We start from the raw sequence: 26,318 nt of genomic DNA, 5'->3' as shown, positions 1-26,318 counted from the left end.
GAAATGAACGAAGTATCAAGGAGGAATTTTGTAAAAGGATTGGGTATTGCTGTATCCGCATCCTGCCTGCCGATTGGGTCTTTTGCCGAAACGATAAACGCATCTGCTATGCCCTTGGGAACATCACATCTTGTATTGGGTTGTAATATTCGCGTAGCCTTGCCAGAGGATGATGCAATTGGCCGTGGATGGACTGCACGTAAAAAAGCATGTATACAGGTGATTAAATCGCAGAAACCAGATTTGATCGGTTTTCAGGAAGTGCTGAAAGTGCAGGCAGACGATCTTAAGAAAGAAATGCCCGAATATGGCTGTTTTGGGTTTGAGGGCCCTGAGATGGATGTTAATCCGGAAACCTATAATGGGATTGCTAAAAACCTGGTGATGTATTCTAAAAAAAGATATGATATGGTCTCTGCCGGATGCTATTGGCTTTCTGAAACACCAGAGATTGGTGGGAGCAAGTCATGGAATACAGCAAGAGCCAGACATGTTAATTGGGTGCGACTTAAAGACAGACATTCTGGGCGTGAGTTCAGGATTATGGCTGTTCATCTGGATCATAAAGACCAGGATGCGCGTAACAAGCAAGGACAATTGATTGTTAAAGAGACGGCACAATATCTGCCTGACTTCCCGCAGCTGCTGATTGGGGATTTTAATGTAGACGCTACAAATCCGGTGTATGATATCATTGTCAAAGGCGGCTGGGAAGATACTTACCGCACCATCCATGGAAATACAGAGCCGGGGGCAACCTTCCATAATTTTTTGGGAAAAGACTATCAGAAAACCTCGGGGAAAACGACTGGAAAAATTGATTTTATTTTTATCCGCGGAAAATTCAAAGCTGAAGGGGCAAAGATCATTATGGATCAGGTAGATGGTATCTATCCAAGTGACCATTACTTTGTGAGTTCGGAAGTAAGCTTCACTTAAGCAATAATAACCTTTACGCCACGTTCCTCAATAGCACTTACAACTGTATCAGGTACTTTGCTATCTGTAATGATATAATGAACCTGCTCAAACCCGCAGATCTTACCAAGGCCTCTTTTGTCAAATTTAGTGCTGTCGGCCATGATCACTACGGTTTGAGCGGTTTCAATCATCTTTTGATTTAAAGTAGCCTCAGATAAATTTGTAATAGAAAGGCCGAAATCCAGATCAATCCCATCAACCCCTAAAAATAAGATGCCGCAGGAAATATCAGAAAGGATACGTTCGGCATAAGTGCCAGCTACGGAGGAAGAATTTGAACGGATGAGTCCGCCTAATTGTAAAACCTCTACATTGGGCCGGTTACTTAATTCGAGGCCGACTTTCAATGCCGGTGTGATCACTGTTAAGTGTTTATTCGGATGCAGGCATCTGGCCAACTCAAAAACCGTGGTTCCGGATCCTATCGTAATTGAGTCGTTCATTCCGATCAATGCCATCGCTGCTCGTGCAATTTTTTGCTTTTCATCCGAATTGATGAACTCCTTTTCATTGATCGTCCGCTCTGCAGCGTAAGGATTATGGATGGATCCGCCACCCCGCGTACGGAATAAAAGACTCTTATCCTCTAATAACTTTAAGTCCTTTCGGATAGTTACACCTGAAACTTCCATCTGATCGATAAGTTCCATAATGTTAACTTTTCCGTTTTCTTTTAGTTTTTTTAGAATGAATTCATGTCTATCGGTAATATTCTTCATGGTAAAAGTGCTTTAAGAGCGTTTATTTGGCGTATTTTGTTGATTTTTTAATCTTTTGGATATAATAGCGAATTTAACTTATATCCGCGAATTAACCGCAAATATTCATGATAATTTAACATTATACTCATGTTGTGGTGATGTTAATAGCTTAAAATTGCTTTCATATTATTTAAAATAGGTTTTATTTTGTTTTAATAACTTTAATTTGTTTATTTGATCGTTCATTTCAAAATACAGGAACGGTGCAGATCTGATGGAAGTGGCCAAAGCTTAAGAAACCAAATATCATTTATTCAATAAACTTGTTATGAAAAAAAAGTGCTATTCTGCTATCTTCAGAAAAATGCAGCTTGGGGTATTAATCTTATACCTGATCCATGCTGTAGGCTTCGCCCAAACCGGCGTTCCAATCACAATTAAAGGTAAAATTACCGAACGTAATGGCGGTAGTACAGTTCCTGGAACATCGATTAAAATCAAAGGCCAACAAGGAGGTACCTCAAGCGATGCAAATGGCAATTACAGCCTTACAACTAAGCCTGGTGACATTCTTGTATTCAGCTCAATAGGATACGAAAGTCAGGAGATCGCTGTTACCAGGCAAACTACTGTTAACATCTCCTTCATCCCAAGCACCGAAGGTCTCGATGAGGTTGTGGTTGTGGGCTTTGGCACGCAAAAAAAGGTTAACCTAACCGGTGCTGTATCGTCGATCTCTTCGAAAGACCTGATCGTAAGGCCAGTGGGACAAGCTTCGGCAGCATTGCAAGGACTTGCTGCCGGTGTTACGGTAACACAGTCGTCAGGACAGCCGGGAGCCGATGCTGGAAATATCCGCATTCGCGGGATCGGAACACTCCTTGATGCGAATCCATTGGTGTTGATCGATGGCGTAGAGGGCTCTATCAATGCGCTGGACCCTAATATCATTGAAAACGTTTCGGTACTAAAAGATGCCGCATCAGCATCTATCTATGGTTCCAGAGCAGCAAATGGGGTTATTCTGGTGACCACTAAAAGAGCTAAGAACAACCAGTTGTCTGTAAATTATAATGGATATTCAGGTTTTCAGGATCCTACAAACCTGCCAAAAATGGTGAATGCTATAGATCACATGGTGCTAACCAACCTTGCTTATACCAATACAGGTAAAGCACCACTTTATTCAGATGCACTGATCCAAGCTTATCGTGATAATCCCGGGAATACGGATCTTTATCCAAATACAGACTGGCAGAAAGAAGTGCTTACAGGATCTGGATTTATGCAGAGTCATTTCATCAGTATTAATGGCGGTGGCGAGAAGATCCGCTTCCTTACCTCGGCAGGATTTTTTGATCAGAAAGGTATCATTGAGAACTCTGGGTTCAGACGCTTTACGTTGAGAAATAACGCAGATGTACGTTTTTCTGATAAGCTGAGCCTGAAGGTCGACCTTCAGTTACTTGCAGCCAATTCTCTTGAGCCGGGTCCGGGTACCTCCGCAGTGTTTCACTGGATGAACAGAATTCCTGCCAATCAGGCGTTCAGGTATAGCAATGGTAACTGGGGAGAAGGTTGGAATGGTAGTAACCCGGTAGCCTTTACAACAAAAGATGGGGGCTTCCAGAAAAACTCAAGCCCGTCGGCACAGCTGAATGCAACGCTGACCTACCAACCATTGAAATGGCTAAAAGCCGATTTAACAGCAGCACCACGCTATTCGCAATCTGAGGACAATAATTTTAACAGAGCGGTAGTAACCTATAAACAGGATGGTACTGTAGCCTACACTGCGCCTGCATTAAGTACCTTAACCCGTTCTTTAAGTCACTCTTACTATAATAATTACAGGGCAACGGTTACCGCTGATCAGGCTGTTGGTGATCATACTTTTAAAGTATTGGTAGGTGCCTCAAGGGAAGATTATCGCAATGATGGGTTCTCTGCGTTCCGCGACAACTTCGTTTTACCTGATTATCCGGTATTGAATACAGGGTCCTCAGCTAATCAGCAAACTACAGGATCAGCAGCCGAATGGGCACTGCAGTCATTTTTTGGAAGAATAAACTACGATTATAAGCAAAAATATCTACTCGAAATCAACGGCCGTTATGATGGATCATCACGCTTTGCCGAAGGTCATAAATATGGTTTCTTCCCTTCTGTGTCTGCCGGATGGAGAATATCCCAGGAAAGTTTTATGCAACCTGTTAAGGATGTAATCAATGATTTAAAAATCAGAGCTTCATGGGGAGAACTTGGTAACCAGAATATCGGTAACTATCCTTTTACTTCTTCTATTGCGAGCGGTTCTTATACCATTGGCAAGCAGATTGTCAATATTGCTGCGCTCAATACACTTGCTAATTCAGGAATTTCCTGGGAGACAACGGCGATGACGGATTTTGGACTTGATTTTACCATCCTTAAGAATCTTAGTTTTACAGGTGATTACTATATCAGAAGAAGTAGGGATATTCTCTATACGCTTGATATTCCACTAACGGTAGGTCTTGCTGCTCCAATTCAAAATGTTGGCGTGGTGACGAATAAAGGATACGAACTTGCCTTGTCTTACCGCAATAATATCCGGGATTTTAAATATGATATCAGCGTGAATTTCTCTGATGTGATCAATAGGGTGGTAGATCTGCGTGGCGTAAACCGCTCAGCACTTACGGTAAGTCGTGAGGGATCTTCTATCAACTCTTTGTTCGGACTTCAGGCAGAGGGATTATTTCAGTCTGACGCAGAAGCGGCAGCGCATGCCACCCAGTTTGGTATAACCAAAGCCGGCGATATTAAATATAAGGATCAGAACGGTGACGGCGTGATCAATGATGCAGATAATGTTATTATTGGTAGTACAATTCCACGATATACCTACTCAGCATCGTTAAACGCTTCATATAAAGGATTTAGCATAGCTGCGTTTTTCCAGGGTGTAGGCAAGGCAGACGGATTCCTGTATCAGCAGGGCATTATGCCTTTCTTCAATGGGGGCACGGTTCAGGAGCAACATAAAGACAATTGGACACCAACAAATACTGGAGCTGCTTTTCCACGACTTGCATTTAGCGAGACAAATAATGAGAAGGTATCCAGCTTCTGGGTTAAGGATGCTTCTTACCTGCGCCTGAAAAACCTGCAGATCGGCTATTCACTGCCAGCCCGTATCGCCAGTAAATTATCAACTAGCTCTATTCGTGTCTTTGTAAATGGACAAAATCTGTTTACCAAAGATCATTTCTGGAAAGGCTATGATGTAGAGGCTCCGGTTGGTCGTGGCGACGTGTATCCGCAGGTTAAAACCTACACCGTCGGACTTGATGTTAACTTTTAAGCGCAGGTCCCATATGAAAACTACAACAAATACTGCAAACGCATTACGTGTATCAACAGCAAAAAATAAAGTCATGAATAAGATCATTTACTTCATACTCGCAGTCTGCCTCATCCTTCCGGCATCCTGCAAAAAAGATTTCCTGGATAAGGTTCCCCTTAGTGGTCCTTCCGATGCATCCTTCTATTCCAATCAGGATGAACTGATGCTCGGACTTTTTGGATGCTACAAAGCGTTGAATTTCGAAGCCAAGACACAGCGTCCATGGCCTGTAATTCTTGACGTAACTACAGACATCGACTGGAACAGAAGTAACCATGCGATGCAGGAAATCGGTAAAGGCAGTCATGCCAGTAACAACGCTTCAATCCTTGTTTTCTGGCGCGAATATTACCAGGGTATCGGTCGCTGTAACTTCTTGCTTGATAATATTGATCGCGTCAAAGATAAAATCAGCCCTGCGTTATACAATCAGGTAAAGGCTGAAGCAAGGTTCTTACGGGCGATCAACTACCATTACTTAATTGAAATGTTTGGTGGGGTACCCCTGATTACCCATACGGTTAAACTTGAAGAAGCTCAGGTGCCACGTAACACAAAAAGAGAAGTGGCGGATTTCGTAATCAAAGAAATGGATGATGCTGCAAAAGATCTCCCGCTAACGGTGGATGCTAAGAGCGCAGGTCGCGCTACTAAAGGTGCTGCACTGGCCATCAAAGCAAGAACTGCTTTATATAATGGAGACTGGACAGTTGCTGCGGATGCAGCAAAGGCTGTAATGGCCTTGAATACCTATAAGCTGCATCCGGATTATGGACAGCTATTTACGTATGCCGGCCAAACTTCTGCTGAGATTATCTTTGCCCTTCAATACCTGAAAGGTACCCTCACACATGCTACGCCAAATTTCTTAACCTCGCGTATGGCAGGTGGTGTATCCAATGAGGTTCCACCGCAAAGTCTGATAGATTCATACGAGATGAAAGATGGCCTCCCAATTGATAAGTCGCCATTATACGATCCTAAAGCACCTTTTAAAAACCGCGATCCGCGTTTGGGTTACACCGTTGTGCTTCCAAATTCTGTATTATTTGGTTATCAGTTTGAAACACATCCGGATAGCTTAAAGGTTTGGAATTATAATGTTAGTCCGGCAGTGCGTGTAACAAATACCGATGCTACTAATGCTTTTGCCACCTATTCAGGGTATCTATACAGAAAATATACGGATATCGCCGACATGGCCGATGATGAAAACTCTGATATGAACCTCATTCTTATCCGTTATGCTGAAGTATTGCTAATCTATGCAGAAGCAAAAATTGAGGCCAATCAGATAGATGACAGCGTGTATGACGCCATTAATCAGGTTAGGCAACGTACAACAGTAGCATTGCCGGCACTTACAAAAGGAAAGACTCAGGCAGAGATGCGCGCAATTGTACGCCTGGAACGTAAATGTGAACTGGCGATGGAGGGACTAAGATTGTTTGATATCAGAAGATGGAAGATTGCTGAAAAGGTGATGCCGGGCCCGTTGTTGGGTAGGATACCTAAAGCTTTCCTGGCTTCGGCACCAACGTTAGATGAAAACGGTACTGCCGACTACAGTAAAATCAGTAACCGCTCGCAAATGCGTCTTATTGAGACGAGAACTTTTAATGTTAATCGTGATTATCTGTGGCCAATCCCGAACATCGAAATACTAACCAATACAAAACTTGTACAGAATCCGGGTTGGTAACCCGGATTAATGTTACAGCCAGCTATAATAATGTTATACCCTAATTATCAACTATGAAGATATTACTGACCGCCCCTTATCACGAAGAAGGACAAAAAGAACTGGAAAATGCACTTGGAGATGTTATTAACAGACCCTGGAAGGATCACGGGCGCGCTTTTAACCCCTCAGAGCTTATCAGTTTACTGCGGGAAACGCAGGCTGACGCTTTGATTACCGAACATGATGAGGTGACGAAGGAAGTGATCGAGGCTTTTCCGGATCTCCAGTTTATCGGAGTTTGCAGGGGTACGCCCAGTAATGTCTGCCTGGAAACAGCGGCACTTTATAACATACCTGTATTTCATACCCCTGCCAGAAATGCACAGGCGGTAGCAGAGCTGTTTTTAGCTACGGTAATTGATATGCTACGTTTTGTTTTTGAAGGAAGCGCATGGCTGAAAGGCGGCGGCTGGGGTGCCGGTGCCCATACTTCATACCTGCAATTTAAAGGGAATGAAATGGCCGGTAAAACTATTGGTATGGTGGGATTTGGTGCCGTCGGTCAGCGTATTGCTGAAATGGTAGAAAATTTTCCGTGTAAGATCAGTTTCTATGATCCTTACTTGAAGGAATTTGATCCAAAGTATACAAAAGCCACCATTGAAGAGGTTTTTCGAACTTCAGATATCGTATCAATTCATTTGCCCGTAACGCCGGATACGATCGGTATGATCAACAAGGACCTGATTTCATTAATGAAGAAAGATGCCATCTTTGTAAATACCGCAAGGGCGAGTGTTGTTGTTCGTGAGGACTTGTGTTTTGCCCTGGAGAATAACCTGATCCGTGGCGCAATTCTGGATGTGTTTGATCACGAACCCCCTGATGCAACCGATAACCGGATCATCAACCTGCCAAACGTATTGGCTACACCACATATTGCCGGTGCCACAGACGAAGTGGAGGATCACCATGTTGAGATTCTCAACCGAAAAATTATGAATTGGTTTGCTACAGAAAAGGCTAAATTGACTAATTTTTAAAGCTAAATATCAAGGCCAATGGATCTTCAGGAAGCATATATAGTGATAGATATCGGTACAGGAAATGTACGGGTGGCAGTAGTATCTGTAACAGGTACATTGCTTGGACTAGCGAGAGTAGATATGGAGTACATACGGGATGAATTATATCCTGAAGCCCTTTATTTTGATCCAAATAAGCTTTGGCAGGAAATTCAGGATTTAGCACACAAGGCTTTGGCTGAAGCTGGTCCGGTTGCAGTTCTTGCAGTTACATCCACTAGTCAGCGTGAAGGAATTGTACTGATTGATCAACATGGCAGCTCACTGATAGGCTTACCCAATATTGACCATCGCGGTCGAGAATGGGAAGCCAACATCCCGGATGCTGATGCTGTTTATCAATTAACAGGGAGATTTCCGACTTCTCTGTTTTCGGCGATGAAATTAATTGGAATCCGGGAACGGCGTAAAGAAATTTGGGCGCAGACTGCTCAGTTTATGAGTATCAGCGATTGGGCTACCTACCAGCTTAGTGGAGTTTCGCACTATGAACATTCACAGGCTTCGGAAACCCTGCTATATGACGTCAAAGAAAAACAATGGTCGGCAAGGCTCTGCGAATATTTCAATATTGATGCTTCACTGTTGCCTGAACTGAAGGATTCGGGGACAATACTAGGAACAGTGAAGGCAGCAGCAGCTGTGGCGTTTGGTATTTCTGCTGATGCATTAATTATTGTTGGTGGTGCAGATACGCAATTGGGTGTGCAGAGCACACAACCTGAAGCTGGTGATATCGTTATCGTTTCCGGTACTACCACGCCTATAGTACAGATCGGCATAGCTTATACCACCGATGCGCAGCAGCGGTTATGGACAGGACGGCATATCGATAGCAATAGCTTTATTGTTGAGGCGAATGCAGGTGTAACAGGCCTTAACTACCAACGATTAAAAGAGATTTTTTATCCGAATGAGCCTTACGCTGTAATAGAGAAGGAACTTTCAGCATTGGATCACTACCAGTGTGTCGCTTCTTTAGGATCCCTGGTGGCGGATGAGAAATCGCCGATTACCCGTGGGGGATTTATCTTCGATACGCCGGTCTCACATCGACTTAGTCGTGCCGGATTTGTTTGGGCAACACTGTGGGACATTGCTTGTAGCATCAGGGAAAATTACAATAGCCTTTGTGCTGTGGTCAATCATGATGTAGATTACGTGTGGGCATGTGGTGGTGGGATTCAAAGTCCGGTCCTCAGGCAATTTATTGCCAACTTGCTTCAAAAAAAAATAGTGATTCGGGAAAACTACACGCAGTCTTCGATCAGTGGTGGGGTCTTCATCTGCAATAAGGCACTAAATAAGCCTCAGCCGGAGCCGGTAACGCTCGAAATTACCTTCCCGCAAATTTTGCCGGAAGAGCAACAACTGTATGCTGAATGGAAAGATACCAGAAAGGCATTTAAAACAACTTTTAATTAAAATGGCGCCATACTTTATAGGTATAGATATAGGCACTCAGGGTGCCCGGGTAGTTGTATTGGGTGCCGATGGGCAGATTGCTGCCCAGGCAGAACGGGTATTTGAGCTTACTGCAGATTCAAGGGAGGAGCAAGACCCTCAGCTGTGGTGGCAGAGTTGCCAGGATTGCCTGCTGGAAATCACTTCTCAGGGGAGGGGCCAACTGTTCCTCAACGCTATTGAAGCTATTGGTGTAACTTCTACTTCCGGCACCGTAATCCCATTGGATGAAAACCATCAGCCTTTACATCGGGCGATTATGTATAGTGATAAACGCTCAGCAGATCAGGGTGCTTTTTGCTCACAAGCGGCACAGCATGCCGGGCAAGCAGGTTTTACGACCTTTAATGCTTCCTGCGGTCTTTCTAAAATGCTGTGGTTCCTGGAATGTTACCCTGAAAAAATAAAACAGATCCATTCCTGGATCCATGCCGCTGATTACATAGTTGGCAAGCTTAGCGGATGCTGGGGGATCACAGACTACACGAACGCCTTTAAATCAGGTTACGATGTGAGCAAACTGGAATGGCCGGATTATCTGTTTGCTTCAATCCCTCTAAAACGCGGATGGATGCCACAAGTGCTGCCTTCTGGAAGTGTTTTAGGTAGTATCGATCCCATGGTAGCGGCCGCATTGGGACTGCCTGAAGGAATTAAGGTTGCTGTAGGGATAACAGACGGCTGTGCGTCGCAAATTGCTTCGGGTGCTGTGGCACCAGGAAACTGGAACACTACCATAGGTACCACAATGGTGATTAAAGGCGTTACAGAAAATGAAGTACTGGATCCCCAGGGCAGGATATATAGTCACAGGCACCCCGCAGGGTATTGGATGCCCGGTGGTGCAAGTAATACTGGTGCCGACTGGGTAACAAAAGCATTTGGTGACAAGCTACCACATTATAACAAAGTTGCCGAAGGCATGATCCCAAGTGGCGTAATTGCCTGGCCATTGCGCCAGTATGGAGAGCGGTTTCCGATATTGGCGCCTAAAGCTCAGGGTTTTGAGCCCGAAGGACTCTCCCCTGAAGCGCAATTTACAGCTAATATGGAAGGGGTGGCTTATCTGGAAAGATACGCCTATGAGCTGATCAGCCAGCTGTCGGGAGAAAAAGTACATGCGGTATACACTGCAGGTGGGGCAAGCAACAGCAAGGTCTGGTTAAAAATCAGAAGCAATGTGCTTAACCTTCCGATCATCAAGATGAAGGAAGCTTCCGGCGCTGTTGGTGCTGCGATTTCTGCTGCATCAAAAACACATTTTAATTCGCTGATAGAAGCTGCTGCGACACTCAATATCAAGGAGCTGGAAGTTTTTCCGGAACCAGAGCTCGTTGCGCAATATGATAAGGCCTACCAGAAATTTCTGGCGGCACTCGTTAACAAACGCTATATTAGTACCACGAACATCTATGCTTAACATTTATCTGCTCAGACACGGAGAAACAACTTACAATGCTGATGGCAACCGCTATTGCGGAAGAACAGATGCACAATTAACTACAAAAGGGTTGGCGCAGGCAACTGCTGTTGCCGAGCAATTGAGGAATATAAAGCTTGATGCGGTGTATGCCTCTCCATTATTCAGGGCGAAAAGAACTGCCGAGATTGCCTCAAATGGTTCAGAAGTGGAGACTGATCAGAGATTGATAGAAGTGGACTTTGGTGTTTGGGAGGGGAAAACAAGAGCGGAGTTTGTTGCTGAAGACCCGATGAGCTGGCAAAACTGGGATACAGATCCTGCAAAATATCGTGCCGGAGGCACGGGAGAAAGCGGAGCAGAGGTTGTTGAACGTGTAGCTGATTTTTTTAATAGTCTGTTAGAAAGACATTCCTCAGGAAATATTCTTGTAGTAGCTCATAATGGGGTTAACCGGTTATTTCTTGCTCATAAACTTGGTATGCCGTTGAAAAACTATAGGAAGATCGCCCAGGAGAACTCTTCGATAACCCGTTTTGAATTAGCTGAAAATGGAGAATTGACGTTGAATCTCCTGAATAGCAAACTGTAACCGGGGAAAAGGCTTATTTAGATGTTTCCCTGGCTTTAAGCTGCGCATAAATGTCCTTTCTTAGAAAACTTCTTTTCAGGTGCTCAGTAGAATGGATCATCACATAACCTGCATCCATTAACTGCTTACAGGCCTTTTTAATCCTGAAATGAAAACCTTTGTCTTTTGTATTGTAGACCTCATCAAACTCTACAAGGATCAGTTTAACGTCCAGTTTATCTTTCACGATTGTATCGATTACAGTGTACTCTGCACCTTCAATTTCCATCTTGACCATGTCTACGGCAGTATGTCCAAGTTGTTGCATCAGGCTTGATAAACGATCCACCGGTGCTTCAATATAAGTGTCTGAATCTGTAAAAAGATAAACCGAGTGTGATGCGTAATTTTCTTTTACCGGATCGTAGAATTTTAAGGTGGTTTTGGTATCCCATACACCAATCTCTACAAAATGGATTTCTTCCAGTTTTTCGCTGCTGATACTGTAGGTAAAAGGGGCAAGGTTATCAATTGTTGTTGGCTTGCCTGCTGCAGTATCTACCTTAAGCTGCTTAAAATGTTCTATGCCTTCCGGAGTTGGGTCGAAAATGTAAATCTGTGAATCGAACAACACTTTGAGTTCCGTATCAAAGCTGATATCATCACCAGCACCAATTAGATAGCATACCGATTCAGGCCGCAGAAATTCCTGCGGAATATGGTATCCATGAAATTTAGATCCCACGTGGATCAGGTTTTTTAAAGGCTTTACCCCTTGCTGAGGATGGATACCTAGAATTCTTTTAATAAGGTTTGCGATCATCTTTATGGCGGACTACGATGCCCAAACATACAGAATATATGACAAAAGGCCTCAGGAATGATTTAAAACGTGTATCTGCCTAAATATTTACTGTTGGAGATCGCCCTCCTGTTTTCCGAAATAAAAGACACATATACTTCCATGGTTTTACCCCTTAGTTGGGCGTTGATTCTTTTAAACTGTAGCCCGGATTTCCTTTGCTTACCAGCAGTAATTTTCACCACTTTGTCGCTCTCAGGAAAATAAGCCATCAACATCAATTGGTCTTTTGGGCTTGTGCCACGCAGATCTCCCTCAGTGTTCCAGGTTAATTTAAGGCCCTGATCTTCAAACTCAAGTTGAAAGTCCTCTGGTATCGGCAATTGCCCACTGGTTAGCTTAAGTCCGGGATAATCTATTTCTTGATTTGGATACTGCCCTTTAACGCCATACTTGAGGTTGTAAGACTTAGCCTCGTTGTTTGGGGTTCTGCTTTTTCCTTCTGCTTCGAGCTGAAAGCCTATAGCCAGATAGTCTGAAATCAGGTTGAGGAATGGACTCAAGACCTGCATCCGTTGCAGAGTAGCTTTTTGTTTTTCTGTCCTTGGCGGAGTTACTTCTGCCTTGGAACGGATTACATAAACGCCGCGGCGCATGTAACCCACAACGGGTCCCACCTTACCAAGGGGGCCGCTTAAGATTCCGTTTTTGAGAATTGCCATTTTAAGTTCTGTGTATAAGTTAGTTATGCACTATACAATATACGACTAATACAGTAATTATCCAAATGTAATACATGTTTTATCCAGTGTTTTTTGGCTGATGTCTGGACAGGAACTGGACAAGAACTGGAGAGATACTGGACGAAAGCAGTTGTTTTGGCAGGACAATTTTATTTTATAATCAAAATAGTATAAAATATGGCAGGGAGCGAAACTACCTATAGTGCTACTTTCGCAGCACCATAGGTATAGTATCGCATAGGGGCAAATTAGAAAAACAGTAACCAGCTTTTTCTCTGCATCGCCAGGATTTTTATTTATTTGAGATAGATCAGTACCGGGTAATCAGGGATGTTCATATTATCAATATTCAGCTTACCTTGTTTTGTAGTGAATTCCAGCTCCTGGCTTGTACCGGTCATCAGGTCGGTCATAGTCATGGATTTTACCGGCTTATTTCCAGCGTCTATTGTTAAATTGGCAAGTCTGGTGCTGAAATCGCCGTCGGCACGTTCTGCCGACCAGATTGCAATAACCGTTTGGTTCAGTCGATCTTTGAATGTATAAACCGGGATGGTACCTGGCGCCGCCAGCATGGATTGGTCCCATATGATGGGATAGGTATCTGGCCGGTCTGCCACGGGAAACACCGACACGTTAATGGATGGGTCCGAAATGAAATCGGCAGTTGTTTCAGCCAGTCTTTTAACAGCGTTGTAAGCCACCTTAGGATTTAGTTCCGGATCAACCAGGCCGAAGTGGTGTTCAGGTTCGTAGGGGTCTTTGCCGTCGTCTTTAAAGTCGTACTGCATTAACCTGGTAATGTCCATTCCCAAGCCCATCATCAACCTGCGTTGTAAATACTTGGCCTGTGCATTTTCGGTGAAACCGGCAAACAACGTTTTTTTAGCCGGTTGAAAAACAGAGTACCCGAATTCTGTAAGCCAGATTTCCTTAGGGCCGTTATATTTCGCAGACTGCGCCCGGTACATTTCTATCTGAGAACTAAAGGTTCCTTTATCGTCTGCCGTGGCAATTCCATCTCTTTTCAGGATTCCTGCAGAGCCGCTATAGGGAATGATTTCGGGTACCGTTCTGTAGCTATAGGGGTGGTCTGTTAAGCCGTCAACCTCAGGAGCAATGCCTGCCTGCAACTGTCGGAAATTAACCGGAGCCACCGAGCCCAGACCTATTACTTTTACTGTCGGGTCTACGGCTTTGATGGCTTTTGCAGCTTTATTCAGCAGTGTCACGTAGTTCGTTACCCATGCTTCCTGCTTGCCACTAGCATCTATCCCGTTCCAGTGTCCGCCGTAATATTTGGTATAGCCAAAATTTGCAGGTTCATTCTGCATTTCAAAGACATCCACATCGCCCTTGAGCTGCTTGGCCATGGCGGCCGAGAACTGCGCATAGGCTTCGGGATCGTAGGGATTACTATATAAGGAATTACCGCGATTAAGCAAGAGAATCAGTTTTAAGTTATGTGCATGTGCTGCTTTGATCCATTTCAACGTTTGAGCAGGAATAACGTAGACGCCTTTTTGCTTTTCTACGTCATTCCAGTTCAAATCGTCCCTGATCCAGCCGAGACCGGCATCAGCGATCATAGGCATGATGTTTTCATAGTTCCAGCCCTGTGCAAAATGGGTGCAGGTACCTAGTTTGTCGTTAACTTTTTTTTTTAATCCCACCTGCATTAAAGCAGCGGGTTTTGATCCCATAGTGAAAACAAGTCTGCCGCCAGCCATGATCTCCGAATGATTAATGGTATTGCCATAGTAAGGTTTGCCATTCAGTTCAATTTTCTGAACGTAAATATTTTTTGTGGATACCTCCGGGGCTTCGACCGTAAAGGTTTTACCACCCTCCAGATTGATTACGGCCTTTTTAAAGGCGGGAGCACCAAATACATATTTACCTTCTGCCGGGTTAACAGGGTAGAATCCTAGGGTGCTGAATAAGTACCAGGCACTCATCTGTCCGCAATCATCATTCCCACTCAGTCCGTCGGGTGCATTTTTGTACTGTTCCTTCAGAATTTTAGGAATCAGTTCCTGGGTTTTCCAGGGTTCGCCAGCTAATGTGTACAAGTAGGTGATATGGTGACTCGGTTCGTTGCCATGTGCGTATTGGCCGATCAGTCCGGTAACGTCAAGCGTGGAGCCATCGCCGGTTATTTTAGAATCCATGTTGAATAAGGAGTCCAGTTTATTGGTAAATGCTTTTTCTCCACCCATTAGTCTAATCAATCCCGGTACGTCCTGCTGAACATGCCAGGTATATTGCCAGGCATTTCCCTCAGTAAAGTCGCCACCACTTGACTCGGCATGTGAGATTTTTAAAGGATCAAAAGGATTCACCCAGCTGCCGTCAGATTTTTTGCCACGCATCAATCCTGATTTTTGATCAAATACATTGGCATAAGCCCCTGCGCGCTTGATAAAGAAACCGTAATCGGATGTTTTATTCAGTTTTTTAGCCATTTGTGCGGCACACCAGTCGTCAAATGCCGCTTCCAGCGTTCTCGATACAGATTCTATTTTTACAAGGTCGGCAGGCAGATAACCATACTTGTTGAGGATCGACCAGTCGTATTTTGGATTACCGTTGTTAGTCAGCGTTGTTTTAACAGCCTGATACGCTTTTTCATAGTCAAATCCCTTAATGTTCTTCAGCATTGCATCGGCAATAACCGGTACGGCATGGTTTCCGATCATCGTCCAGGTTTCTTTGCCAAACAGCGTCCACACAGGCAGGGTACCAGCGGCATTAAAATGTCCGATCATAGATTGAACCATCTGCCCGGCCCGTTCTGGCATTAAAATCGTGTACATGGGATGCGCTGCGCGGTAGGTGTCCCAAAGTGAGAATGTAGAGAAGTACGTTTTAGTGGGTGAGGTATAGATCTTGTCGTCCTGAGCGCGGTATTTACCATCGATATCAGCGATGTTATTGGGTTGTATAGCCAGGTGGTACATACTGGTGTAGAAATTCTGCTTTTGTGCGTCATTTCCCTCAATAGCCATTTTATTGAGGTAGGTAGTCCAGGTTTTTTCGGCCTCGGCACGTACAGCATCAAAATTTTTGCCTGTAGTCTCTGTTAGATTTTTTCTGGCTCCCTCAATGCTTACCGAAGAAATGGCAATTTTCATCTCTATGCTAGCACCTTTAGTGGATGGAAAGTTTATTACGATCTGCCGTTTCCGTTCTCCATCAGCAAAGCTTGCAGTGGTAAACGATTTTGTCGTCTGAAGGACAAAAAATATCTTTTTATCTACCCAACGTTTTGAGCGGATGTAGCCTGTGATTGTTGTTTTGTTTTCAATATTCACCTTACTTTCCAATACTCTGCCAGCGAGGTCTTTTTCTTTGTCGACCAGGCCATGTTGAAGATCAACGAGCAGGTAGGCGGAGCCTGACTTATTAAAAGTGTACCGATGCACGCCGGTATGCGCTGCTGCGGTAAGTTCGGCTTTAATATTGTCGGCATTAAGTGTTACCTCATAGAAGCCGGGAGAAGCTTTTTCACTGCTCTTGGAGAATCCACTTTTATAGCCCTTATCAGCCAGTGTCTGATAGGGGAAAATGAGAATATCACCCAGATCCATAGCACCAGTTCCATTTAAGTGGGTATGAGAGAAACCATGGATTTCCTTATCTGTATAACGATAACCTGAGCAGTAGGCCCAGTTGTAATTTCCTGTCTCAGGACTGAGTTGCACCATGCCGAAGGGCACCGTGGCGCCGGGATAGGTGTGTCCTGTAGCTTCAGTGCCGATAAATGGATTAACATATTTCAGGTTTCCCTGTGCAAAGCTGATATTCTGCCAACCCACTATGATCGTAAGCATGACCATGATGGTATAGATTTTTCTTCTTTTCATATCTTATTGATTAGCTAATTCTTTTAATGTTTCTTCACTCGTTTCTACCATGCCGCCGTTCACCATTGGTGTAGGAGCACCGGGTAGGGCCGAAACTTTTTCGTTGTATGTTTTCCAGGTTGTTCTCCATTCCAGCAGGTGTTTTTTTGCTGCGGCGTTGTCGCCATTATAATAACTGAACATCCCGCTGATATAGTGGTAAATCACACCTGTCAGATATTCGGCAGATACCAGGGTACTGCGTACTTCTGTTGCTTGTTTCTGATCGGGAAGGGTAGCTTTAATCAGGTCGTAATCACGCAGCATTTTTTTTGCGAGTTCCCATGCCTGCTTTTTGTCTGCGCAATCCTGAGCGAATGTCGCTTTACTGAATAATGCTTTGATCGTTCCAGGGCCAAAAGAAAACTGGCAATCCAGGTTTTTATGCGACTTTGTTCCGCCGCCGAGTACATCATCTCGTTCCCAGTTGAGTGCCGGAAGCCAGCCGTCATGTGTAGCACTGTAACCGTTAAAGTAACATGCCTTAAGAATCATGTCTTCAGATTCCATCAGGATCCCGGTAATAGTGGTTGCAGCTTTTGATTTTATTGGTACATTGAAAGCAAGTGATGCCCATTTTGCCGCGAGTGATTCGGGTGTTTCCTTGCTATCCCACATCAGGTGGGTATAGCCGAAGATATTCGCCATAAGCCATTCTTCGCGTTTGAGGTAGGGGCCACACCAGCCGTCGGCACTGAGCCAGCCCCAGGTATATTCTATTCCCATTGCCTTGGCAGCTTTCATGCCGGCGGGGCCTTTATCAATTTCCTTACTTCCACGAGCCATACGTATAACTTCATAGTTCGGGATGGACGACTTAAAGTGGTAGCCGTCCTGAGCCAGGTATTCTATAGCTTGTTTTTTGGTGCCCTTGCCGAGCGTTGGGTTGAACTTATTGTACCTCCAGAAATCAGTCTGCGTATTTTTAACAGAAAATATGGTGCCGGTATCAGCCTTGATTTCTGCTGTGATTTTTGTGTATAAGGCGGGATCTGCATGCCAGGCATCATTGCCTAGCGACCAGGTTCTGGGAATGAACGTTTTGTGGTACTTTTTGACTACGATAGCCTGAATAGAATCTATCACTGCTGCAAGTTCTGTTTCTGAAGCAGGTCCTTTACCTGTAAAATAAGGATTGAAGTAGGAATAGTTCTCGCCGAAGCGGCCTATTACGACATCTATTTCCGGGAAATCGGTAAGGATCTCATTCAGTGAGGCGTTGAGTGCTTTGTAACGATCCTTGTGCTGTACAGTTTTGGGATATGCAAATATATCGCTGTTTACACAAACCTGCAGGTGGTATTTCTCGGCGGCGGCGATAAGTTCCCTGAATTTTGTGCGGCGTGCTTCGACCCATGTTCTTCCCGCTGTGTTAGGCGGGAAGATCGAGTCGGAAAGGCCAGCATAAGTGCTGGCAAAGCTGTAGCTGCCTATATATAAGGTATTCATGCCGGAGCGCAGAATATTGCGCGCCTCATCCATAGGTGCATAACCTGCACCGTCAAAGGGACGCATAGGATCAAATTGACGCTCACGGATAATGGGTTTTGCAGTAGAAGCCACTGCTGCAAATCCCGTAACTTCAAATGGCTGGGTGATCATCCTGAATTTAAAATCAGGGGTTTTTAACAGTTTGGATCCTTTAATTAAAGTTTTTTCGCCCAGTTTGAATTGTTCAGTGATATAGTAAATGGCGTAACAAACGGCGCGCAGGCTGCCGGCTTTAACGAGCAAAACGTTTTTTCCATTCCTGATTTGCTTTTCCAGCAGGTATGTTTCTGTTTGGTTTGGTACAGTCCAGTTTGCGGTATCGATAAGCACTGCGTTTGCTGAAAAAGTAGTGCCACTGAGCAATGACTTGATTGCCGGTGTTTGTCGACTTCTTTGACTAACAGCTGTTTTGAGATCCTGCAAAGCATCCTGTACTGCGGCATCCTCTTGCAGAACAGGATGGATATAAATCTGTGATGATCCGCTGAAGGCGAACTCTGGTTTAGGGATGCAAAGTGCTGCCTGTCCCGTTAGGAACAGGAGCACGATTATGCCATATTTTTTCATCTTGTTGTGTTAGTAACCTGGATTTTGCGGAAATGCTGAGGCGCCGCCATCTGTTCTGTCGATCTGCGTTTGTGGAATCGGACGAAGCATATGGATGTCTTTAACATTTGGTGCACCCAATGAGTTATACAATTTTACACGGTTAACCAGCTGTTTGGTGCGTACCAGGTCAAACCAGCGTTGATGCTCTCCATTAAGTTCGCGGGCACGTTCATCAAGGATAAAATCCAGATTAAGCTGCGCGCTAGTCACTTCCATAGCCGTTTTGTTCAATGCTGTAGCTGCATCTGTGATACCTTTTTTTGCCGCTCTTCTTCTTAACGTATTGATATAGGTGAGCGCTTCATCAGGTTTTCCACTCATCAGCAATGCTTCGGCAGCGATGAGATAGGTTTCTCCCAGGCGGTAGAGGATGAAATCGCGTGCACCGGAAGTGGCATTGGCGTCTGTACGGGTTGGATCCAGGTATTTTGTTAAGGTTGGATATAAGGCTTCAGTTACTTTACTTGGCGGGTATACGGAATAGTTTTTGGTGGCAATCTGTGCTGCAGTAAGCTCAACATCTGGGAAGAACACCGCGGTATCGCCGAGTTTCATGTTTACTGCGTGGCCGTTGATGGTGTAAGTTCCTGCTTTGTTACAGAAATAAGTGCGTTTAAAAGTGGCATCGAAACGACCATCCGTTTGGTGGTTATATAAAGTGTTTAAAGTAAAAGCCGTTGGTTTATATCTTTTGTAAGGCCTGCCACCTGCAAGGTCGCGTTGCATGCCCGGTTGCAAGTCATAGTTGAAGATGAAATATAAGTGCAAGGTATTTCCATCACCGTTCGTTAGCAGGTTGTTGCTGTATTGCACGGAATAAATGGTCTCTGTATTTCTTTCTCCGGCACCTTGCGCAAATATATCAGCAAAGTTGTCTAATAATTTATAACTGTATCCTGTAATTACTGCTTTTGCCAGATCTGCTGCTTTGGTATAATCTGCCTGGTCGTTTGTGATACCAGCCTTTGTTAAGTATACTTTAGCTGCTAAATGCTGCGCTGCAGGTTTGATGGCCCTGCCATAGTTTGCTGTTGTTGTAGGCAGGTTAGTGATCGCATAATCCAGATCGTCGGTGATAACTTTATAAACCTCAGCAACGGGCGAGCGTTTTGCGGTTGTTACTGCGCCTTTGGTTTCCGTTAAAGTGATATGTACAGGACCCCACATTTGCACAAGCATGAAATAAAACTGCGCTCGTAAAAATCGGGCTTCGGCAACACGCGTTGTTTTTAACGTTGCATCCATAGTCACATCGGGCGCCCTGTTGATGACTGCATTACAGGCATTGATACCTTGATAGAAATTGGTCCATGCTGTTGTAAAGTTTCCCTTTACAGGGTTCAGATTTGCATTATAGGCATTGAAATCTCTGTCGGCATCAGATCCGGCGGTGTATTCATCCGTGCCTGTAACGCTAAGATTAGCGCCAAGCTCAGTACCCCAATACGCTCTCTGTAAACTATAAGCAGCATTAACGGCTGCCTGAATACCATCGGGTGTGCTGATGTAGTTATCTGTTACTTCAGAACGGCTGTCTTCAACCAGTTCTTTTTTACAAGCGCCTAGCAACACAATGGTTGATATTAATATGGTGAAATAAATTCTTTTCATGGTTGATTGATTAAAAAGTAACATTTAGACCGAGGGTGTAGGTTACGATGGCAGGTCTTCCAGGAATCTCAGGATCTGTACCATTGAAGTCTGATAGGTAAGGAGCGAGTGTAAATGGATCGGAAACACTGCCGTAAATCCTTAATGATTTTGCAGCTATTTTTTTAGAAATGTTTGGGGAAAACTGATATCCTAGATTAATGTTCTTAATCTTCACAAAGGAGCCATCAAAATAGCGCAGTGCATTGGCAAATGTCGGTGTCGAGTTCGCTACGTTAGGTTGCGGGAAATCGTTTGTCGGGTTTGTTTTAGTCCAGTAGTTTACGTTGATATTGTTGTACCGTCCTGCTAAAGCCATGGTGTTGCCTGAATAAAGCGGGTTTACAAAAGTATTTCCGAAATTGGCAAGGACAAGCACTGATAAGCTGAATCCTTTGTAACCAAATCTGTTGGTCATACCGCCGGTGAAATTAGGAAGATCCTGACCTAAAATAACGCGATCTGCACCGTCGATTCTTCCGTTACCATTGGTGTCCTGAATTTTAACTTGTCCTACAGATGAACTGTATTTTGCTGCTTCTGCTTCCTCGCCAAGTTGCCAGATCCCAATTTTTTTATAATCGTAGAATACATTTATTGGAGATCCTATGAAACGATTATTTCCAACGTCATCGATTTTACCCTGAGATAGTTCAACAATCTCTTCTTTGCTGATAGCAAAATTGAGATCTGTGTTCCAAGAGAATCCATTTTCTGCAGCAGGTTTGATATTGAGCGTAGAAATACCAAATTCCAATCCTCGGTTTTTAGTTGTACCTATATTTTGAAGAACCTGGTCAAACCCACCCGTTGCAGGAAGGACTTTGAATAGTAGCAAATCTTTAGTTTTTGAGGTATAGACCTCGATAGAACCGGTAATGCGATTATCGAGAATCCCGTAGTCTAGACCGACATTGAGAGCTGTAGTCGATTCCCATTTCAGGTCATCATTTCTAATGGAGCCTGGGCGGTAACCAAATGCATCAGTACCACCAAAATCATAGACGGTCCGATTCAATAAACCTTGTGTCTGGTAGGCGTTAATCCCAGTATTTCCAGTAGTACCATAACTTAGACGTAATTTTAGATTATTAACGGCTGTTACGCTTTTCATGAAATCCTCATTCGTGATATTCCATCCCAAGGCTGCAGAAGGAAAGAATCCCCACTTGTTATTGTTGCCAAAACGGGAAGAACCATCAGCTCTTGCCGTAAAAGTAACAAGGTACTTATCATTAAAGGCGTAGTTTGCCCTTCCCATGTAGGAAAGAATAGACCATTTGTTGTAGTTGCTACCAATTCCTGTGATGGTAGTTGCGGCACCAATATTATAATTTTCGAATGACTCTAAAGGTAGACCCATGGCATTAGCGCTCGTAGTTTCAACCGTCCTGGAAGTGATACTTTGTAGACCAGTAAGATCAACTCTATGTTTACCAAAAGTCTTCTTGTAGGTCAGCATATTTTCCCAAGTATAGATTAACGTAAAGTCCTCACTGTTTGCGGCCGTTGATTGTGCGAGATTTCTATAGGTTGTATTTGGGCTGAAGAATGATCCTGCTCTGTTTTCAATTAGGTCGGGGCCGAAGTTTGTTCTTAATGTCAGTCCATCTATAATCTTCGCCTCTCCATAGAAGCTACCTAAGATACGCATGCGTGTATTTCGGCTAATCACCGCCTTGTCTACCAAGTCTGTGAGTGGGTTTGGAAGTAGCGCATCATTTGACGGGAGAAATACCAGATTTCCCGAAGCATCATAAGCCTGACCAAGAGGATTTGAAATTAAAGTGTTGTAGTAAGAGTTAGCATTATTTGCTTTGCTGTAAGAGGCCAGTAGCGACACGCCGACTTTAAAGCGCTTGCCAAGATCCTGGTCTAAGTTGACTCTTGTTGAATATCTGCTGAAACTTTGTGCGGGGTTGTAGCCCTTATCATCATTATAACCAAAAGAAATTGAATATCTGGTTGTTTCTGTGCCACCATTGATGTTCAGTTCATGGTTTTGTCTTTTTTGATTTTGAAGAAACAGTCTCTGCCAGTCTGTAGAAGATCCATTAGCAATTGATGCGAGTTCAATTGAATTGAACAGGTTTTTGTCTGCATTGGGATCTGCATTATTATAAGTATTGTTGGCTCTCCGGGATTCTCTTTTATATTCTGCGAACTGGTTACCATCCATTACATCGATGTAACGGGCAATTGCACCAATAGAAGCATAAGCATTATAATTGACCTGCGCCGGACCGGTTTTACCACGTCTGGTAGTTACAATCACAACACCGTTGGATCCACGGGAACCATATAGAGCCGTAGAAGATGCATCCTTTAATATGTCAATAGATATAATGTCATCTGGGTTTATGTCGTTTAAACCACCATTAATGGGTATGCCGTCAATTACATAGAGGGGCTCGTTAGAAGCTTGAATTGATCTATTACCTCTGATAAAAATCTTAACGCCTGCACCCGGTTCATTACCATTTCCTGCACCTACATTAGTGGAAACGTATACTCCTGCAGCTTTACCTTGCAAAGCCTGACTAATGTTATTCACTGGTCTTTCGTGCAGATCCTGGTTTTTAACTGAGGTAATTGCTCCAGTAATATCTTTTCTCGTTTGAGTTCCGTAACCCACCACGACAACTTCATTTAAGCCCATCGGAGCTTCTTTTAAAATAACATTTAGCGTAGTTTGATTGGTAATGATAATCTGCTGGGAATCCATGCCGATCTGTGTAAAGACCAACATGCTCCCTGGAGTTACTCCATTGATTTTATAGTTACCATCGGCATCTGAAGAGGTACCTCCAGCTTTGCCTTTAATTATAACATTAACACCGGCAATAGGGATGCCTTTTTCATCAGTAACTTTGCCACTCACAGTAGTCTCCTGTTGTGCAACAACTGGAAGATTCATCCTTTTTGTGATGACAATCGTTTTTTCATTGATCACGTAGTCTAAAGGCTGACTGGAAAAGCATTTGTCCAGTGCAGTTTCAAAAGGTGTGTTTGTTAAGTTAACGGTAACAGGCTTGGCGAGTTTAAGCAGTTCGGAACTAACAATAAAGCTATAGCCTGTTTGTCGTTGGATATCATTTATAACTTCCTTCATGGAAGCCTTGTCTTTTTTGAGATTTACCATTTGGGCATACCCTGCTGCAGAAACCTGCATAATAGTAGTAATCAACAGCAAACAAATCAGTTTCATAGTAAGCAAAAGTTTTGACAGCACGCGACGCGGCTTTGACCTGCAGGGAAATGCAGCGTAAAATTTATACATTTGATTATTGGTTTATAAGTGGTTTTCGATTCATTGTTTACCAATCTATTGTCCCTTGGTGTCGTAACCACCAGGGGGCTTTTTTTTGGTAATTTATTCTGTTATGAAGTACAGGTTAAGGCATTACAACGATCCTCCTTCCTTTCTCAGTTGCACCAGGTTCAATCTTAAAGTGTACTGTTCCTGTTAATTCCATATTCTTGAGGAGCTCATCTACATTTTTATATCGTGATGTTTTTCCATAAAAGTCTTTGTTGGCTGTGTTTCCGGTATAGCTAACGTCAACATCGTACCAGCGACTTACCTTAGCCATGATTGATCTGATGTTTTCATCATGGAAGATGAACATGCCATTTTTCCAGGCAACGGTAGCCTCGAGATCCGCCTTGGCGATACTGAAATTACTGGTACCATCTATTGTCCCGTATTCACCAGGTTTTAAAATAGCTGATTTACCTTCTTTTTTTAATCTGACAGATCCTTCAACAAGTGTTGTGGTGGATTGCTGATCATAGGCATTGATGTTGAAATGGGTGCCCAGCACTTCTGTTTCTGTGCCATTGCTAATCACGCGAAAGGGTTTCGCTTTATTTTTTGCAACTTCAAAATAGGCTTCACCTTTAAGTTCAACCTTGCGGTCGGCCCCATTAAATGCAACAGGAAAACGTAACGATGATTCGGCGTTTAGCCATACCTGTGTGCCGTCGGGTAACTGCAATTGATACTGCCCTCCGCGGGGTATGGTAATGGTGTTGAATCGGTCCTTTTGAGCAGGTGAGCCCGATGTCTGATAAACAAGTTTACCACCAACCTCATTTTTAATGATCGCCGTACCTTCATTAGCTAATATGCTGTTTTCAGAATTATTGAGGGTGATGTTCGAGCCGTCGTCGAGTGTCAGGATAGCTTTGTTGCTCCCCGGCTTGATTGTATTTGCGTAATTTACTTTCGGTGTTTCTTTTGGCTCCTTTTGTGTGTAGAAATAAAGCGCAGCACTGAGTGTGATCAACGCTATAGCAGCGGCGGCAGCAGGGAAGTTAAACCAACTCAGTTTTCTTGTTTTTTGATGAGTAATGCTATTCGTCAGCTTTGCATGAATGCGCGCGGTAATTTCTTCGTGATCTCCCAAAGTGGAGTCCCATACAACGTTCGTTAAAGAGAAATCGTCTTTGTAATTTTCCAGTAATCTGATCTCCTGTAAATTGCAGTCTCCGGATCTGTATTTTTCGTACAGTAAAATATAGTCTTCCCTGGTCATATTTGGTTTTGTAAGTATAGAGTACCCTATAGGGCGAGGAACACACACACATTTGTAAAATATTTTTTATTTATTTTATAAATGATGGCGAACAGGCCGTTTAATTCATAAAAGCTGTATTTTAGCCCAGACCAGATATGGATATAAAAGTCACCGACTCAGATTTGTTAAAGTCAATCTGTAATGATGATGAGCGGGCATTTTCCGAACTCTTTCATCGTTATTCGGGGAAAATATATGCCAAATCTTTTGCCTATCTGCGTGATGCAGAAACCTGTGAGCAAATTGTCCATGATGTTTTCCTTACGATCTGGAATAACCGGAAAACGCTACAGATAGAATCTTTCGTGGGCTACATAACTGCAGCAGCGCGTTATAGAGTTTATAAGCAGATTGCTGTGCTCAAGTTGTTGCCATTGGATTATAAAGAGGACATTGAGTTGCACTCCATAGAGCGGGTAAATAATGGGGGAGAAGAGTTGCTGGCCTATTCGGACATGAAAACTGCCCTGGATCTGCAATTGCAAAAGCTACCTAAACGCTGTCGCGAGATTTTTATACTCAGCCGTTTTCAGATGATGACTAACGACGAGATAGCTGAGAAATTAGGTATAGATAAGCGCACGGTAGAAAATCAACTTACCCGTGCGCTCAAGTTTTTGAGGTTATCGTTTAAAGACCTGGCCGTCCTTACTGTAATCCTGATGGATATTTTTAACTCTTAATTTACGTCGTTCAACGTGATCGTAAAATCAAGAGGTGAGTTTGCCGGAATTGATGTTTTAGCGACGTTTTGATAGCCATAGAAGGAAGGCATAATCAACCTGATTTTTCCACCCTTCTGTATCAGGGGAATACCAATCTGCCAGCCTGTAATTACGCCACCAAGATTGGTTGAAAAAGCCGTTTTTCCAGTTGTGGTGTCGAATATAGTGCCGTTTAAAAGCTTTCCTTCATAGTCACATACAATTGTTGTTGCTGTGGTGTAATTAACAGATCCTGTACCTGGTGCTATAATCTGATAGAAGATACCGCTTGGAGATTTAATTGCAGGAATTTTATTGGCATTAACATAAGCACGAATCGCTATGGTATCTGGACCAAAATATAATGCGCGGTCATAAGTCTCTGTTTCACTATCTTTTTTGCAGGCAGCAAAGCTACCCAACAGGCAAAATGCCAGTAATGTGTATAAAGTTAATTTCATGTGTGGCAAATATAATGATTCTCCGTTATAGATAAATGTTAAAATAAACGGTCGAAATGTTAAAATGTAACAGATAATT

Annotated in this window: 17 protein-coding genes; 8 read left to right on the top strand and 9 right to left on the bottom strand. The window is 43.5% G+C overall.

The window, feature by feature from the left end; all coding sequences use genetic code 11:
• Positions 1 to 3 precede the first annotated feature (3 nt).
• Entirely contained in the window at positions 4 to 939 is a 936-nt protein-coding gene (locus CLV32_RS09135) for an endonuclease/exonuclease/phosphatase family protein (RefSeq protein ID WP_133554646.1), read from the top strand.
• Here CLV32_RS09135 and CLV32_RS09130 read toward each other — a convergent pair.
• Positions 936 to 1,700: a DeoR/GlpR family DNA-binding transcription regulator gene (locus CLV32_RS09130; RefSeq protein WP_133554644.1), complete on the bottom strand. Its 765-nt coding sequence runs from the start codon at positions 1,698 to 1,700 to the stop codon at positions 936 to 938. The two genes, CLV32_RS09135 and CLV32_RS09130, sit on opposite strands and share 4 nt — an antisense overlap.
• 310 nt (positions 1,701 to 2,010) lie before the next feature.
• On the opposite strand from CLV32_RS09130, the gene CLV32_RS09125 reads away from it, so the two are divergent.
• From CLV32_RS09125 to CLV32_RS09100, 6 genes are read left to right on the top strand one after another with little or no spacing between them, the layout of a single operon-like run.
• The gene (locus CLV32_RS09125) at positions 2,011 to 5,028 is read left to right on the top strand and encodes a SusC/RagA family TonB-linked outer membrane protein (RefSeq protein ID WP_133554642.1); all 3,018 of its coding nucleotides are present in this window, start codon (positions 2,011 to 2,013) and stop codon (positions 5,026 to 5,028) included.
• Between the two features lie 13 nt (positions 5,029 to 5,041).
• Entirely contained in the window at positions 5,042 to 6,772 is a 1,731-nt protein-coding gene (locus CLV32_RS09120) for a RagB/SusD family nutrient uptake outer membrane protein (RefSeq protein WP_166641917.1), read from the top strand.
• A gap of 53 nt (positions 6,773 to 6,825) precedes the next feature.
• Positions 6,826 to 7,797: an NAD(P)-dependent oxidoreductase gene (locus tag CLV32_RS09115; RefSeq protein ID WP_133554638.1), complete on the top strand. Its 972-nt coding sequence runs from the start codon at positions 6,826 to 6,828 to the stop codon at positions 7,795 to 7,797.
• Between the two features lie 18 nt (positions 7,798 to 7,815).
• The gene (locus CLV32_RS09110) at positions 7,816 to 9,264 is read left to right on the top strand and encodes an FGGY-family carbohydrate kinase (protein ID WP_133554636.1); all 1,449 of its coding nucleotides are present in this window, start codon (positions 7,816 to 7,818) and stop codon (positions 9,262 to 9,264) included.
• 1 nt (position 9,265) lies between these two features.
• Entirely contained in the window at positions 9,266 to 10,723 is a 1,458-nt protein-coding gene (locus CLV32_RS09105; protein WP_133554634.1) for an FGGY-family carbohydrate kinase, read from the top strand.
• A complete protein-coding gene (locus CLV32_RS09100) occupies positions 10,716 to 11,315 on the top strand; it encodes a histidine phosphatase family protein (protein ID WP_133554632.1) in 600 nt (199 codons plus the stop codon). The genes CLV32_RS09105 and CLV32_RS09100 overlap by 8 nt, the downstream gene beginning before the upstream one ends.
• Positions 11,316 to 11,328: 13 nt before the next feature.
• Here CLV32_RS09100 and CLV32_RS09095 read toward each other — a convergent pair whose 3' ends face one another.
• From CLV32_RS09095 to CLV32_RS09065, 7 genes are all read right to left on the bottom strand, one after another.
• Positions 11,329 to 12,117, bottom strand: a complete 789-nt coding sequence (locus tag CLV32_RS09095) for an FkbM family methyltransferase (protein WP_133554630.1) — start codon at positions 12,115 to 12,117, stop codon at positions 11,329 to 11,331.
• Positions 12,118 to 12,179: 62 nt separating this feature from the next.
• The gene (locus tag CLV32_RS09090) at positions 12,180 to 12,818 is read right to left on the bottom strand and encodes a DUF6266 family protein (protein ID WP_133554628.1); all 639 of its coding nucleotides are present in this window, start codon (positions 12,816 to 12,818) and stop codon (positions 12,180 to 12,182) included.
• 317 nt (positions 12,819 to 13,135) lie between these two features.
• The gene (locus CLV32_RS09085; RefSeq protein ID WP_133554626.1) at positions 13,136 to 16,705 is read right to left on the bottom strand and encodes a GH92 family glycosyl hydrolase; all 3,570 of its coding nucleotides are present in this window, start codon (positions 16,703 to 16,705) and stop codon (positions 13,136 to 13,138) included.
• A 3-nt stretch (positions 16,706 to 16,708) separates the two neighbouring features.
• Positions 16,709 to 18,802, bottom strand: a complete 2,094-nt coding sequence (locus CLV32_RS09080) for a hypothetical protein (protein WP_133554624.1) — start codon at positions 18,800 to 18,802, stop codon at positions 16,709 to 16,711.
• 9 nt (positions 18,803 to 18,811) lie between these two features.
• On the bottom strand, positions 18,812 to 20,455 hold the full coding sequence (locus CLV32_RS09075) for a RagB/SusD family nutrient uptake outer membrane protein (protein ID WP_133554622.1): 1,644 nt from the start codon (positions 20,453 to 20,455) through the stop codon (positions 18,812 to 18,814).
• 10 nt (positions 20,456 to 20,465) lie between these two features.
• Positions 20,466 to 23,702 carry a TonB-dependent receptor gene (locus tag CLV32_RS09070; RefSeq protein ID WP_166641916.1) on the bottom strand — a complete coding sequence of 1,079 codons (3,237 nt, stop codon included), beginning with the start codon at positions 23,700 to 23,702 and terminating at the stop codon, positions 20,466 to 20,468.
• 187 nt (positions 23,703 to 23,889) lie between these two features.
• Positions 23,890 to 25,032 (bottom strand): FecR family protein, encoded by a 1,143-nt coding sequence (locus tag CLV32_RS09065; protein WP_133554618.1) that lies wholly within the window; start codon positions 25,030 to 25,032, stop codon positions 23,890 to 23,892.
• A gap of 137 nt (positions 25,033 to 25,169) precedes the next feature.
• Here CLV32_RS09065 and CLV32_RS09060 point away from each other — a divergent pair, with 137 nt between their 5' ends.
• Positions 25,170 to 25,757 (top strand): sigma-70 family RNA polymerase sigma factor, encoded by a 588-nt coding sequence (locus CLV32_RS09060; RefSeq protein ID WP_133554616.1) that lies wholly within the window; start codon positions 25,170 to 25,172, stop codon positions 25,755 to 25,757.
• Here CLV32_RS09060 and CLV32_RS09055 read toward each other — a convergent pair.
• Positions 25,754 to 26,239 (bottom strand): FKBP-type peptidyl-prolyl cis-trans isomerase, encoded by a 486-nt coding sequence (locus CLV32_RS09055; RefSeq protein ID WP_133554614.1) that lies wholly within the window; start codon positions 26,237 to 26,239, stop codon positions 25,754 to 25,756. The two genes, CLV32_RS09060 and CLV32_RS09055, sit on opposite strands and share 4 nt — an antisense overlap.
• Positions 26,240 to 26,318 lie beyond the last annotated feature (79 nt).

Source organism: Pedobacter duraquae, assembly GCF_004362245.1.
GTDB lineage: Bacteria > Bacteroidota > Bacteroidia > Sphingobacteriales > Sphingobacteriaceae > Pedobacter > Pedobacter duraquae.
Note: the sequence above shows the minus strand (reverse complement) of the source record. Positions and strands in the feature narration are given on the sequence as shown.